This window comes from Winkia neuii subsp. neuii DSM 8576 (assembly GCF_000420405.1).
GTDB lineage: Bacteria > Actinomycetota > Actinomycetes > Actinomycetales > Actinomycetaceae > Winkia > Winkia neuii.
On sequence record NZ_ATUW01000003.1, the window covers coordinates 187,781 to 202,047 of the forward strand.

Here is a 14,267-nt window from a genome sequence, read left to right on the forward strand (position 1 = left end):
TTCGTCTACTCACTTGGTTCACCTTCCTTCCCTGCTCCAGCAAGGGTTACCTCAGCGCGCCCAGCACGCGGACTTACCGGCATTTGCTGGCCAGGTAGCGGTGGCAGAGGATATCCCCCTGCCATTGGATCGAACGGCTCATCGGGCCCGGTGTCGTGTTGTTTTTGCCGCCCAGTCAATCCGATTACCACGAGCGCAACTAAGAAGACGACGGCAATTCCAATGAGCATCTGCACGAGGGTTACGTGAGCGTAGAGGCTGATTCCACGCATGAGGGCTACGATTACGACCCACCCCAACGAGATGGGGAGCAGAACCTTCCACCCCAGATTCATGAGCTGGTCGTAGCGAACACGCACCAAGGTGCCTCGCACCCAAATGATGCAGAAGGCAACCGCCCACATCTTGATGATGAACCACAGCATCGGGAAAAAGCCAGTGTTTAGGACCCCGCCCAAAATGTATTCCCCAAATGGGAAGCGCCAACCTCCCAAGAACAAGGTGGTAAATACACAGGAGACGTTGAACATGTTGATGTATTCAGCCAAGTAGTACCAAGCAAATTTCATCGACGAATACTCGGTCTCGTGGCCGGCAACCAGCTCGCCCTCGCACTCTGGAAGATCGAACGGCAAGCGGTTGATCTCGGCAATGGCGCTAATGAAGTAGATGCAGGCCGCCGGGATGAGGGCGAAGCACCACCACACGGGAGACTGGGCTGCCACGATCTGGGAAGTACGCATGGACCCAGACACGATGAACACGGACACCATTGCCATTCCCATGCCCAGTTCGTAGCTGATGACCTGAGCCGACGAACGCATAGCCCCTAGCAGCGGGAGCGTTCCCTTAGAGGACCATCCGCCCAGGATAATCCCGTAAACTCCCAGCGAGGCAATCGCCAACACGTACAACCCGCCAATAGAGGGATCCATTAGTTGCAAGGGGGTGGAGTGGCCAAGAATGTTCACGTTAGGCCCAAAAGGAACCACCGCCAACACCATGAAAGCTGTGAAAGCAGCGATCAGGGGGCCCACCAGATACAAGATTCGGTCCACGCCCTCTTTGTTAAAGTCTTCTTTGACGAGTAACTTCACCGCGTCGGCGACCGCCTGCAGAAGCCCGAATGGGCCGTGCACATTCGGCCCTGGGCGGGTCTGCATGCGCGCTAAACCGCGCCTTTCGACCCACAGCGCCATAATCACTGTAATGAGCAAGAAAACAATGATGAAAACCGCTTTTATGAGGGTTAGCCACCAAGTTTCCTGGCTAAAGTCTGCCGGCTGGACCTCATGTCCTGCCGTAGAAAATATTGTCAGAGCGTTCACCGGGTCACCTCCGAGGCAGTAACGCTTACTACAGCGCCACTACCGACGCCGAGTGTTTCGTACACGTGGGAGCGGTCGGAGCACTGCGGCAACCAAACCACCCGATCGACCATTTCGGCTACGTGAGCGGGCAGTGTAATAGTGCCCGCCTCAGTAGAAATATTCACCTCGGCACCTTCGGGCACACCAAAAGACTTGGGTATCCACGCCACGGATCGACGTGCGCTCCCTGCCAAAGCAGAGTTGCCCGAAAGAAGAATGCCATTGTCGAGCAGCGGCTTGTGCGTAGCAAGCACCGCCTGCCCCTGCCCAGGCGCGGCCAACGCGCCAGCGCTCACGTGCGGGTGCAGCGCCCTCTTACCTTCCCAGTTCATCAGCACATTGGCCTCGTTGTGTACATCCGCTAAAGAAGCTAACGAAATCGGCCGTTCCATTTCAGTGGCCAGCAAATCGAGCACCTCACGATCGCTCATTGCCGGCGACGAAAGAGACTGCCCGAACGGACGCAAGCGCCCTTCCCAGTTAATGAACGTGCCGGCCTTCTCGGCTACGGGAGCTACCGGCAACACTACATCGGCTATCTGAGTCAGCGGGGTTTGTAAAACCTCGAGACTTACAACAAACTTACAAGATCTAATTGCCGCCAACGCATCGACCGGCAAATCGCGGGTATCGATTCCACCGGCAACTAGAGCGTCAACCTTGCCGGAGGCTGCCCCCTGCAAGATCCCCTCCAAATCGAGGCCGGATTCCGTGGGAAGCTGACCCCACAGATCCTGCAAAGAAGTGCGTGCAGCCGGATCAGCAACCGCGCGGCCAAACGGCAACACCGACGGAAGCAGCCCCGCTTCGAGGGCTCCACGTTCGCCGGCTCGCCGGGGCACCCATGCCAGAGCTGCCCCGGTGCGCTCTACGAGTTTCACTACCTCAGTAAGCAGACCGGGTACCTGGCTGGCACGTTCGCCAACTAGCACGATGCCCTCTTTTAGCCCGTCGGCAATATAGGACTGATCCCCGCTAGCGGAGCTATCAATCGCTGCTAGCACTTCGGGTTCAGTACCCGGGGCCGCTGGCACGTGCACGGCCCCCATCTTGGCGGACCCCGCTGTGAAAATAGGTGCCACGGTAGCAACCTTGAGCCCCTTGCGAGAGGCCTTGCGCAGACGCAAGAACAAAGTAGCGCATTCGTCCTCGGGCTCTAGCCCAACAAGCAGTACCTGCTTTGCCTTATCAAGATCCGCATAGGTTACGTCGAGTCCGTTGCCCGCCACCGAGGAGGCCAAGAACGCCTCTTCTTCGGCCCCTGCGAGCCGGAAGCGAGCATCCACGTTATTTGTGCGCAGGCCCACTCGAGCAAACTTAGACCAGGCAAAAGCGTCCTCGAAAGTGAGGCGCCCGCCGGGCAGCAAGGCAGGGTTTTGCGCCTTGGAAAGACCTCGGGCCGCCTGATCTAGAGCATCGGCCCAAGAAGTGGGGACCAACTCGCCGTCCTTGCGCACAAGGGGCATGGACAGGCGATTCTTACCGAACTGCCACTGATAGGCGAAACGGTCCTTATCTGAAATCCATTCCTCGTTCACTTCCATGTCGCGCCCGGACAGACGACGCACAATATTGCCGCGACGCACGTCGTTGCGGAGCACTGCGCCAGAAGCATCGTGCTCGGTTACCCCCGGGGTAGAAACGAGGTCGAACGGGCGGGCCCTAAACCTGTAGGTTGCAGAAGTGAGCGCCCCCACCGGGCAAATCTGGATTATATTGCCAGCAAAGTAAGAGGAGAACCGGCGCCCGGACTGGTCTTGATCCGCCGGATAAATCTGCCCGGTATGGTAACCCTGCTCAGCACCAGCTGCGCCCCCAGGGCCCGAAAGCTCAGCTGAGGCAACACTAGAGCCTGCCTGTTCCGCAGACGCAATGCCCAGCGACTTCGTGTCGAAACGACCAATCTGCTCGCCCATGAAAACGTGGTTGTCACGCGGGGAAGACCCACCGCCACGCCCCTGCAGATCGATGAACGGGTCGCCAGCAATCTGCTTTTGGAAGCGCACACACCGCTGGCACAAAATGCAGCGGTCGCGGTCGAGCAAAACTGTCGAAGTTAGCGATACCGGTTTGGGGAAGGTACGCTTTGCTTCGCCGAAACGCGATTCGCCCTGCCCATGGGACATCGCCTGGTTCTGCAGAGGGCATTCGCCGCCCTTGTCGCAAATTGGACAATCTAGAGGGTGGTTGATCAGCAAGAACTCCATAATTCCGTGCTGAGCCTTCTTCGCCACCTCAGAAGTGCGTTGGGTATAGACCTCCATTTTGGGAGCTACTGTCATGGTGCATGCCGGCTGCGGCTTAGGCATCTTTGCAACCTCGCCTGAGCGGTTAGGCATAGCCACCTCTACTAGACACTGACGGCAAGCCCCAGCGGGATCGAGCAAGGGGTGGTCGCAGAAGCGCGGAATGTGAATCCCAAGCTTTTCCGCCGCCCGAATAATCAGTGTGCCCTTGGGTACTTCGACGCTCTGGCCGTCGATCTTGATCGAAATCAAATCGCTCGCTTCGCTCATCGGGCGCCTCCTTCACTGAACTTGGTGGATGCTTCGTAGGGGAACAGCTCCCAGGCGGGATGCCTGTAACCTGCCTCGAATTCCTCGCGGAAGTACTTCAGAGCCTTGGGAATTGGAGTAGCCGCCGCGTCACCGAGGGCGCAGAAACTGCGGCCCGCGATATTAGACGAGATGTCTTCCATGAGCTCCAGGTCTCCCGGGCGGCCCTTGCCCTCGAGTAGACGGTGCATAATTTGCTTTAACCAGTAGGTCCCCTCGCGGCAGGGAGTGCATTTGCCGCAGGATTCGTGCTGGTAGAAATCGATCCACTGGGTAATGACGCGAACGACAGAAACCGTTTCGTCAAAAACCTGAATGGCTCGAGTCGCAAGCATCGAACCGGCGGCTGCCACGTCTTGGTAGGTAAGCGGCACATCCAAATGCTCAGGGGTAAAAATCGGGGCGGACGAGCCACCCACAGCCCAGAACTTGAGCTCATGCCCCTCGCGAACGCCTCCACACATTTCGAGCATCTCGCGCATGGTGATTCCGAGCGGCGCCTCGAACTGGCCGGGGTGCTTTACGTGCCCAGAGATCGAGAAGATACCGTGACCGCGTGATTTTTCGGTGCCCATACAGGCGTACCAATCGACAGAATTCTTGAATACCCCGGCAACTTGGGAAATGGTTTCTACGTTGTTCACCACAGTTGGGCGGGCATACAGACCCGACACCGCCGGGAATGGAGGCTTCAAACGCGGGTGTCCACGCCGCCCCTCCAACGAATCTAACAGTGCAGTTTCCTCGCCACAGATGTAAGCTCCCGCCCCTGCGTGAGCCACAATCTTAAGATCCCCTAAAATGCCCGCCTGCTCGGCCTCGGCGATAGCGGAAAGAATGCGGCGGTAAACATGAGCTACCTCGCCACGCAGGTACAAAAACGCCTGCTTACAACCAATAGCATGGGAAGTGATGGCCATGCCCTCGATGAGGCAGTGCGGATTTGCCATAATCTGCGGCATATCTTTACAGGTTCCTGGCTCCGACTCGTCGCCATTTACCACCAAATATCGGGGACCGCCGTCGTCAGGTGGCAAGAAAGACCACTTCAGACCCGCCGGGAATCCGGCGCCGCCACGACCGGCCAATCCGGAAGTTTTGACCGCGTTTACTACGTCCTCGGGCTTCATCGCCCGAGCCTTCTTTAGCCCCTCGTAGCCGCCGTGAGCCCGGTAATGTTCCAAGGTCCACGACCGGTCCTCGCCCCAGTGCTCGGTGAGGATCGGCGTAAGAGTGTCAGTGGTTATTCCGTTCACTTGTCCTCTTCCCCTTCATTTTCAGCCTGCTCGCGCGCGGCCTTAGCTGCGGCTATTGCCTGCTCGTTATCGGGTGCCTTCCAACCCTTTTCGCGAGCAATGCGCTGCCCTAACACGGACGGCTCGCCCGCAGAAGGGCCCTCGTGCTGATGCCCGTCCAAAAACCCTGCCAACAGGTGCTCGTTCTGGGTAAACGTGGGACAAACCTGCGGCCCGCGGGTGGGATGAATAGGCCGGTCAGCCTGAATGTCGTCGACCAAATCCAAAGCAGACTGAGGCGTTTGGTTGTCAAAGAATTCCCAATTGACCATCACCACCGGGGCATAATCGCACGCCGCATTACATTCGATAGCTTCGAGCGTGATCTTGCCATCTTCGGTAGTCTCGTCTGTGCCAATCCCGAGGTGGCTAGACACCGCCTCGTAAATGGCATCCCCACCCATTACTGCGCACAGCGCGTTCGTGCAGATACCGAAATTGTATTTGCCGGCAGGGTGGCGCTTGAACTGGGTGTAAAAAGTGGCCACAGCCGAAATCTCACTGCGCGACATATCGAGCATTTGCGCGCAAAAAGCAATGCCATTCGCGCTCACATAACCGTCTTCGGACTGAACCAAGTGCAACATCGGAATTAGCGCCGATTGCTGGTGTCCCTCCGGATAGCGGTCCATGATCTGGCGGGCCTCACGGCGCAGCCGCTCTTCGACCTCGGGCGAATAGTTACTCATCAGCGGTCAACCCCTCCCAGTACCGGATCAAGCGATGCCAGCGACACAATGAGGTCGGAAATCATCCCGCCCTCGGCAAGTAACGAAAGCGACTGCAAATTCGAAAAGGACGGCTCCCGGAAATGCACCCGGTAGGGGCGAGTTCCCCCATTCGATACCACGTGGCAGCCCATGATGCCCTTGGCATGTTCGATAATCTGCGTTGCCTGCCCCGCGGGGACCTTGAAACCCTCGGTGACTAGCTTGAAGTGATGTATTAGGGCCTCCATGGAAGTGCCCATTATGTGCTTGATGTGTTCGAGAGAATTCCCCTGCCCGTCGGCGGCTACCGACAGCTGGGATGGCCAGGCGATCGACTTATCTTCGACCATTACCGGCTCCCCCTCGCACTCGTCCAAACGATCCAGCACCTGCTCAATGATGCGGAATGACTGGTAGCACTCGTCGAAACGAACCCTAATGCGCCCGTATGCGTCGGAAGTCGTTTGAGTGCACACGTCAAACTCAAAATTTTCGTAACCGCAGTACGGCATCATCTTGCGCACGTCGTAGGCATAGCCGGCAGCGCGCAGCGAAGGCCCCGTAAGCCCCATGGCGAAGATAGCCTCTGGGGAAATGTACGAAACCCCTTGGAAACGGGATTTGAATATGGGGTTATCCATGATCAGATCCTCGAGCTCGCCAAGGTCGCGGCGTACCTTGGGAAGCTGATCGCGCACATATTCGGTGGTGCCCGAAGGAAGATCCTGTGCCACCCCGCCCACGCGAAGGTAGGCGTTATTCATGCGCAAGCCCGTCACGCGCTCGAAGATCCGGAAGATCTCTTCGCGGCCTCGGAAACCAATTGTCATCAAGGTAGTGCCACCGAGTTCGTTGCCCGTAGTGGCTATGGCTACCATGTGGGAGGCGACGCGCGTCAACTCCATCATTAGTACGCGAATGAGTTGGGCACGCTCAGGAATCTGAGCGGTAATCCCCATGAGCTTTTCGACGGCCATCACGTAGGCGCCCTCGTTCAGCATCGAGGCCACGTAATCCATGCGAGTGCAGAATGTGGAGCCCTGCGTCCAAGTGCGGTATTCCATGTTCTTTTCGATGCCGGTATGCAAGTACCCGGTACCCACGTGAACCTTGCGAACAATTTCGCCATCAATTTCGACGATCAGGCGCAACACCCCGTGGGTGGAAGGGTGGACCGGACCGAGATTGACCACAATGCGCTCGTTGACCAACTTCTCGTGAAGAGACTGCTCCTCGATCTGCTGAGTGAGCTCGTCCCAATCACCCCCCGACGAAGTGAACTCGGGGAGCCCCTCGTCGTCTACTACCGGAGGTGCAGCCTGGTAAAGCGGCGTTGAATGCGACATTAGTTGTAAGACCTCCGTACGTCAGCGGGCGGAACTGTAGCGCCCTTGTATTCGACCGGAATGCCACCCAGTGGATAATCCTTGCGCTGCGGGTGCCCCACCCAATCGTCGGGCAATGCGGTGCGTGTAAGCGACGGGTGCCCTGTAAACACGATGCCCATCAAATCCCAGGTCTCGCGCTCGTGCCAATCGTTGCCGGGGTATACCGAAACGACGGACGGGATCTTGGGATCGTCTTCGGGGCAGCTGACCTCGAGGCGCAGCTGGCGGCCATGAGTAAATGAAAGGAGCATGTAGCAGGCGTGCAATTCCCGCCCAGCATCTTGCGGGTAGTGCACTCCGTTTACGCCCAAACACATCTCGAAACGCAAATCCTGATCGTCGCGGAGCATCTGGCAGACCTGCACAATGTTTTCGCGGCTTATGTACAAAGTTAGCTCGTCGCGATCCACCACCACGCGCTCGATTACCTTGCCAACTTCGAGGCCGGCCTCGCGGATATCTTCCTCGAGGGCGTCTACCGCGCTGTCGAACCAACCGCCATAGGGGCGCGTGGATTCGCCGGGAAGGAATACCTTTTGTTCTAGCCCGCCAAAACCCGTGGTATCGCCGGCATCAGCAACGTGGAATAGCCCCTGGCGAACCCCGATTAGCTCGGGATTTGGATTGGCACGCTCGGGGCTGCCTTCCGAGTGGGAGGGAACGATATTGTTTTCGCTCATGCCAACAGTCCCTTCTGCATATGGGTAGGAGTAGCCTCGAGGGCCGCTTTCTCGGCTAAACGGGCAACCTCGCGGCGGCGCTTTTCGGTAAGCGGTTCTTGGAAGTGAATCTGATCGTGCAACACTAAAATCGCGTTGATAAGTGCCTCAGGCCGAGGCGGGCAGCCAGGCAGGTACACATCGACGGGCACCACGTGGTCGCAGCCTTGGATTACCGCATAGTTGTTGAACATGCCGCCCGTAGACGCACAAGCCCCCATAGAAATGACCCATTTTGGCTCAGGCATGGAATCGTAGACGTTGCGGATGATAGGAGCCATTTTGTGCGCCACTCGACCGGAGACGATCATCAGATCTGCGTGACGCGGCGAAGCACGGAACACTTCCATACCAAAGCGCGAAATGTCGTAGCGGGGAGTACCTGCAGACATCATTTCAATTGCGCAGCACGCCAGCCCCATAGTCACAGGCCAAACCGAGGCTTTTCGGGCTAGACCAATGAGGCGCTCCATTGAGGTAATTGCAAAACCGTTCGGCAGATCATTTTCCATCTGCTCGCGGCGGCCACCAACTTCAGCCATTCTCAACCCTTTCCTAGTCCCAGTCCAGACCGCCGCGACGCCACTCATATACGTAGGGCACCACTAGAAGCAGCAGGAAGATCATCATTGCAGCTAACGAAATAAGCCCCAGGTGTTGGCCGTTCGGCAAGGCGCCAAACTTGTTCAGGGAAACAGCCCAGGGGTACAAGAACACGACTTCGATGTCGAAGACGATGTAAGTCATTGCCACGAAGTAATACTTAATTGGAAACCTGCCCTCGTGGGCGGATTCAGCAGCGATCGGGTCAATGCCACATTCGTAGGTCTGTTCCTTAGTGCGCGAGAACTTCTTCGTTCCCAAAAAAGCCGACAGCACCAAGCCACCCACCGCCAGCACGAGGGCGGCGGCAGCCATAATCAGAAACTGTGACATGTTGCCTCCATCTTTTTATTTGGCGTTACAAACGCCCTGTCTTGAAAACCGTGAACGCTCGTGACTTTTATTCGAGCGTAAATCATAACGCTCATACTTTCGGCACCAGCCTCGTTAGAAGGGCAATAAAACGATCGTCGATGGAGCCGCCGTGCCGTTCATATCCGTCGGACAAAAGCTTGTGAACTGCAACCATGAGGCGATCGAGGGGAAGCCCATAGCGCGTGCAAGCCTGCATTATTTTTGGTCGTTCAATTAGTTTCACAAACACCGTTCCGAGCCGGTAATAGCCGCCCCATTCGTCACTCAGGTGTTGCACAAATACTTCCATGGCCGAATCAAAGCCGGCTACGCTGTTACGCGCGAAGGCCAGTTGGGTGGCCTCGGCAAGCATGCGCGCCCCCGCTAATGCGGGAGCAATCCCCTCGCCGTTGAAGGGGCTTACCATGCCAGCCGCGTCTCCCAGCAAGGCCAACCCCGCTTCGTACTGCGGTTTGCGATTAAACGCCATTGGCAGGGCGGCCGATTTGAGCGCCCCCACCTGATTGTCGCTGTTGTAGCCCCAAGCAGCAGGGGTAGCACCGGTCCAGGAGTTGAAGATTTGCTTGTAGGGCAGTTTAGTTGCCGCCGAGGTCGAAGACACAGACCCTAGCCCCACGTTCACCACCCCACCGGCTAGCGGGAACATCCACCCGTAGCCGGGAAGCAGGTTAGATTTGCCCGGTTTGCCGTCCCACAGTTCGAGCTGGGATTCCATGTTCGCTTCGTGCGCCCGCGGGCTGCGGTAGTAAGTGCGCGCCGCCACACCCATGGGCCGGTTTGCCAATTTCACACGCCCCACTTTTGTGGCTAGCTTTGCAGCTACCCCACCACAGTCGACTATTAGGCGTGCGCGCACCTGAAATTCTTCTGGCATTGCCGAGACGCGCTCCCTATCCTTGCGGGCGGCCTCCAATTGCGCTGGGCTATGCTGCGCTTCAGCGGGGGTGAGCGCGTCATAGAGCTCTTGGTCTTTGACCTTGGGGCCCTCTAGCGGATCGGCCTTGCGCTGCACTTGTACCCCAACGACGCGCCCAGAATCGTAGATGGCGCCCGTTACATTTACACCTTCCCATACCTGCGCCCCTTGGGCGCGGGCGTGCATAGCTAAAGATTGGTCCAAGGAAATGCGAGGGCGAGCAGACCCGAATCCGGGGCGGGTGGCCTGCTCTGGCCAAGGCAGTTCTACCCTGTTGCCAGCACCGATTACCACTAGCCCGGCATTCTTCTGATACCCGGGGTCAGTTCGTGGATCTATGCCCATGCGCAACAGTTCTGCGACCGCAGCCGGGGTAAGCCCGTCCCCGCATGTTTTGTCGCGAGGGAAAACGGCCCGCTCGAGCACGATCACGTCTAGGCCGGCGCGGCACAGATAGTAAGCTGCGGCTGATCCTGCAGGTCCGGCGCCTACAACAACTACGTCAGTTTCGACGCGGTTCTTGTCAAACCCCAAAGTCGTTTCCTTTTCCGATTCTTACAGTTCCACCACTTGCCACAGGGCAGCAAATGTCAGCTGAAAGAATACTCGGAAGTACTTTAACCCGCTCTAGGGCCGCATAATGCCTGTTGTCAGGCCTTACCCAGGGCACGTTCGGAGACCGTCGCCCACCTGATTATGCAACGGCGATGTTGTCTATTAAATGATTCGCGAAAGGCCAAGTTAGCGCAGCTAGGACTCAGATTTGCAGTGGTTTTACAGCCGAGTGCAGGGCCACTACCCCAAGGGTCAAATTCTTCCACTGGGGGTTATCCCATCCGGCATGGCGCATAAGCCTGGCCAAAGTGGGCTGGTCGTACCAATCGATAATGGAATCAGCCAGATACGCGTAGGCGGGGTTGTTCGAGCCCGCCTTCTTCGCAATACGCACAAGCACGTGCCGCAAATACCAGTTATAGACCTGGCGGAACCCTCCGACCGACGGACGCGAAAACTCGCAAATCAAAATACGCCCCCCGGGGCGAGTGACTCGAAGCATCTCGGATAGAGCCTTAGAGGTGTCTTTCACGTTGCGCAGCCCAAAGCTGATAGTTACAGCGTCGAAAGAATTGTCGGCGAAGGGCAACGCCATTGCATCACCTGCTACAAAGTCAATATCCGGATGACGGCGCTTGCCCTCGGTGACCATTCCAATTGAAAAATCACAGGCCACCACGTTAGCTCCACTTTTTACATATTCAGCGGTAGAAGTACCCGTACCCGCCGCCAAATCCAAAATCCTTTCGCCCTCGCGAGGGTCCAACTTCTTGCGCACCTGCAGACGCCAAAGCCTGTCCTGCCCCAGAGACATCAGATCGTTAGTTATGTCGTAACGGCGTGCCACCTGGTCGAACATGGAGGCCACGGTTTCCGGATCTTTCCCCAGATCCGCCGCCACCTGGGAACTACCTGCAGGGGCGGAGGAGGAAAATGCGCGCTTAAAGCTCTTGGTCATGAGTTTTATTCTGGCACCGCAAGCGGACAATGTCATGTTTACTGCGTAGTATGTTCGCGGACCATATCTTTTGTTAGCGGAGGTAAAAATTGGCACCCCTATCGTTGCCGGGCTCGAAACTAAACGTGCAAAGGCTCGCCAACCCCTTGCCAATAGTCCCCGAACTGTTCGGCTTTATCCCCACCTCTTCCTTGAGCGCTTGGGTAAGCTCCGACCTCGCCCTAATCGGTTGGGGAAAGCGCAGGATGCATCGCGAACCGGGGACCACCGCAATAACCGACGCAGATTGCCGCTGGAATAATTTCAGCCCAAAGCTACCCCAGGAAAAATCTCTGCCATTTGAATTGCCAATCGCCTTCGGCTCGTTCGGTTTTGCCAGTGGCGGCTTGCTAGAAATACCCGCCAATTTGCTGGTCGCAACCAGGCAGGACACCTGGCTCATTTCTTACGAGGGCGAAGACCTGCGGCCCCTCTTCCCCTCGCCGTCAAAGCTCCGCCAATTAGGCTCTAAACGGCTCGCCGCATTGCCGCCTCTAGGCAAAGGCGCAGAGCGTCCGGGAGCACTCACGGGGGCTGAGTGGGCCGAAGCTGTAGCTAACGTGGCAGCCCGACTGCGCCAAGGCGAGGCTAAAAAAGTTGTCCTAGCGCGAAACAAACGAATCACCACCGCCACCCCGATCGATCAGCGCGGGCTGTGCGCCGCCCTCTTTGCCGCCTACCCGACCTGTTGGATATACGCGGTTCAAGGACTCGTGGGGGCTACTCCCGAGCTGCTGGCGTCGACCTCGAACGGAAACTTGTTTTGCCGCGTTTTAGCTGGCACTGCTGGCCCCGACGAGGGCGCCAAGCTTCTGGCCTCAGCGAAGGACCAACGCGAACACGAAATAGCCGTGGCCTCGGTGCGCGAAGCACTGTCTCCCCTGACCACCGAGCTGCAGATCCCCGCCGCCCCGGCCCTACTGCGCCTGCCCAACGTCTGCCATCTGGCAACAGACGTGCACGCCAAAACCAATAGCTCCGCACTGGCAGCCGCAGGTGCCCTCCACCCCACCGCCGCAGTCTGTGGCACCCCCACCGACGTCGCCCGCAAAATACTGGCCGCGGCAGAACAGATGAACCGAGGTCGCTACGCAGGCCCGGTGGGATGGGTAGACAAGGCTGGAAACGGCGAATTTGGCATCGCCCTGCGTGGAGGCCAAATACTGGAGGGCGCCCGCCAAATCGACATTTATGCGGGCGCCGGAATCATGCCCGAATCCGACCCGCAAACCGAGCTGGCCGAAACCGAGGCAAAGATGCAGCCTATGGTAGCTGCGCTGGATTCGCTGAGCTAGCTGCGCGAGGAATCCTGAGCCCCCAAAGTCACCTGGACGTCCTTCTTCTTGCCGGCACGCACCAGGGTGAGTTTGACTTTGTCCCCCGGCGCATAGCGACGCACGTAGCCGATTAGCGAATTCCCCGAAGAAACCGACTTACCGTCTACCGCAACGACCACGTCGCCACTTTTTACATCCGCCTTAGAAGCTGCCTGCCCGGGAAGCACCTCGGCAATTTTGGCTCCTGCGCGAATGGTGCCGTCGACTCTAGCCGAACCGTTCGTAACCATTACCCCAATGTAGGCGTGGAGAACCTTACCCTTTTGTAGTAGCTGCTGGGAAACCTGTTTCGCCAGATCAATTGGAATAGCAAACCCCAGGCCGATGGACCCCGAGGATTCCCCCGCGCTGTCGGACAGGGAAGCAATCGAAGAGTTGATGCCAATTACTTCGCCGGAGGCGTTGAATAGCGGGCCTCCGGAGTTGCCAGGATTGACTGCCGCGTCCACTTGGATCGCGTTCGTAACCACCTGCTCGCCCCGTTTAAATCCCGAGGATTCTTGTTGCACAGAGACGGGCCTGTCGAGGGCGGAAATAACGCCCGTGGTCATAGTCGAGGAGTACCCGAGCGGATTGCCGATTGCCGCCACTGGTTGCCCCACGGTTAGCCCTGACGAAGCCCCCAGCTTTGCCATCTGCAAGTCTTTGGGCGGATTTATGGGTTTCAGTACCGCCAAATCGGTGGTGGGATCCGTGCCTACTACCTCAGCTTCAAAAATTTCGCCTGAGGCGGTGGTGACCGCGATGCGCCCGCCCTGGGCAGCATTGGCTATGACGTGGTGATTAGTCAGAATGTGTCCGGCGGAGTCGAATATCACTCCCGAACCGTCGGCGGCGGATTGACCGTCGGAGACCTGGATTGCAACTACTGCCGGAGTGACCTTTTTAGCCACGGTCTCCCAATCTGTAGCCTTAGTGTTTTTCGCCTGCGAAACCGGCGCCTGCGTGGCAACCGAAGCTCCGAGCGAGTTAGAGGTGGCTTTTACAACCCCCACCGCTCCCGCCCCACCGATGAGCGTAGCTACTACGCCGGTGGCGATGAGCGCCCCCCATCCCGGCCGCGACTTTTGTTTGGGTTGCCTGTACGCCTGGTTGTAAGTGGGCTGGCCGTAGGCGCCGTAGGGGTGGTTGTTGTAGTGGTAGCCTTCCTGGCCGGTATCAGTGGCAGCCCACTCTTGGCCAATGCCTTGGCGCGAGGGCGTGGCCGAGCCTGCTTCTTGCCTCTGGGTTGGACCGGCCCCCGGATTGGCAAAGGGATTTGAGCTAGGGTGCGATTCGCTGGCGCCTTTTGCGGCGCCCGCACCCCCACCTGCACCATTCGTAGATGCAGGAGTTGAGGAACCGGCTAGTTCCGAAGCACCTGCCGCTGTTTCGTTTTGGTGCTGCTGGTGGCCGTTGGGGCCGAAAACGTTGTCCTGGCTCATCTATTCCTCCGTGTCTTAGCTTT

General features: G+C 57.9%; 12 protein-coding genes. 1 reads left to right on the forward strand and 11 read right to left on the reverse strand.

Annotated features, from left to right (window positions below):
- Positions 1 to 5: 5 nt before the first annotated feature.
- The 10 genes from nuoH to G437_RS0104240 form a co-directional block, all read right to left on the reverse strand.
- Positions 6 to 1,328, reverse strand: coding sequence for an NADH-quinone oxidoreductase subunit NuoH (nuoH, locus tag G437_RS0104195; protein WP_024331335.1), 1,323 nt, complete (start codon positions 1,326 to 1,328; stop codon positions 6 to 8).
- On the reverse strand, positions 1,325 to 3,886 hold the full coding sequence (locus tag G437_RS0104200) for an NADH-quinone oxidoreductase subunit G (protein ID WP_024331336.1): 2,562 nt from the start codon (positions 3,884 to 3,886) through the stop codon (positions 1,325 to 1,327). The genes nuoH and G437_RS0104200 overlap by 4 nt, the downstream gene beginning before the upstream one ends.
- Positions 3,883 to 5,181, reverse strand: a complete 1,299-nt coding sequence (nuoF, locus tag G437_RS0104205; RefSeq protein WP_024331337.1) for an NADH-quinone oxidoreductase subunit NuoF — start codon at positions 5,179 to 5,181, stop codon at positions 3,883 to 3,885. The genes G437_RS0104200 and nuoF overlap by 4 nt, the downstream gene beginning before the upstream one ends.
- On the reverse strand, positions 5,178 to 5,909 hold the full coding sequence (gene nuoE, locus G437_RS0104210; RefSeq protein ID WP_024331338.1) for an NADH-quinone oxidoreductase subunit NuoE: 732 nt from the start codon (positions 5,907 to 5,909) through the stop codon (positions 5,178 to 5,180). Before nuoE ends, nuoF begins: the two co-directional genes overlap by 4 nt.
- Positions 5,909 to 7,276 (reverse strand): NADH-quinone oxidoreductase subunit D, encoded by a 1,368-nt coding sequence (locus tag G437_RS0104215; RefSeq protein ID WP_024331339.1) that lies wholly within the window; start codon positions 7,274 to 7,276, stop codon positions 5,909 to 5,911. The genes nuoE and G437_RS0104215 overlap by 1 nt, the downstream gene beginning before the upstream one ends.
- Entirely contained in the window at positions 7,276 to 7,998 is a 723-nt protein-coding gene (locus G437_RS0104220; RefSeq protein ID WP_024331340.1) for an NADH-quinone oxidoreductase subunit C, read from the reverse strand. Before G437_RS0104220 ends, G437_RS0104215 begins: the two co-directional genes overlap by 1 nt.
- Positions 7,995 to 8,579: an NADH-quinone oxidoreductase subunit B gene (locus G437_RS0104225; RefSeq protein WP_029769260.1), complete on the reverse strand. Its 585-nt coding sequence runs from the start codon at positions 8,577 to 8,579 to the stop codon at positions 7,995 to 7,997. The genes G437_RS0104220 and G437_RS0104225 overlap by 4 nt, the downstream gene beginning before the upstream one ends.
- A gap of 13 nt (positions 8,580 to 8,592) precedes the next feature.
- Positions 8,593 to 8,973 (reverse strand): NADH-quinone oxidoreductase subunit A, encoded by a 381-nt coding sequence (gene ndhC / locus G437_RS0104230; RefSeq protein WP_024331342.1) that lies wholly within the window; start codon positions 8,971 to 8,973, stop codon positions 8,593 to 8,595.
- A gap of 91 nt (positions 8,974 to 9,064) precedes the next feature.
- A complete protein-coding gene (locus tag G437_RS0104235) occupies positions 9,065 to 10,465 on the reverse strand; it encodes a geranylgeranyl reductase family protein (RefSeq protein ID WP_024331343.1) in 1,401 nt (466 codons plus the stop codon).
- Positions 10,466 to 10,688: 223 nt separating this feature from the next.
- Entirely contained in the window at positions 10,689 to 11,444 is a 756-nt protein-coding gene (locus tag G437_RS0104240) for a demethylmenaquinone methyltransferase (protein WP_024331344.1), read from the reverse strand.
- 89 nt (positions 11,445 to 11,533) lie between these two features.
- On the opposite strand from G437_RS0104240, the gene G437_RS0104245 reads away from it, so the two are divergent.
- Positions 11,534 to 12,778 carry an isochorismate synthase gene (locus tag G437_RS0104245; RefSeq protein ID WP_060797707.1) on the forward strand — a complete coding sequence of 415 codons (1,245 nt, stop codon included), beginning with the start codon at positions 11,534 to 11,536 and terminating at the stop codon, positions 12,776 to 12,778.
- Here the strand turns inward: G437_RS0104245 and G437_RS0104250 are convergent.
- On the reverse strand, positions 12,775 to 14,244 hold the full coding sequence (locus G437_RS0104250; RefSeq protein WP_024331346.1) for a S1C family serine protease: 1,470 nt from the start codon (positions 14,242 to 14,244) through the stop codon (positions 12,775 to 12,777). The two genes, G437_RS0104245 and G437_RS0104250, sit on opposite strands and share 4 nt — an antisense overlap.
- Positions 14,245 to 14,267 lie beyond the last annotated feature (23 nt).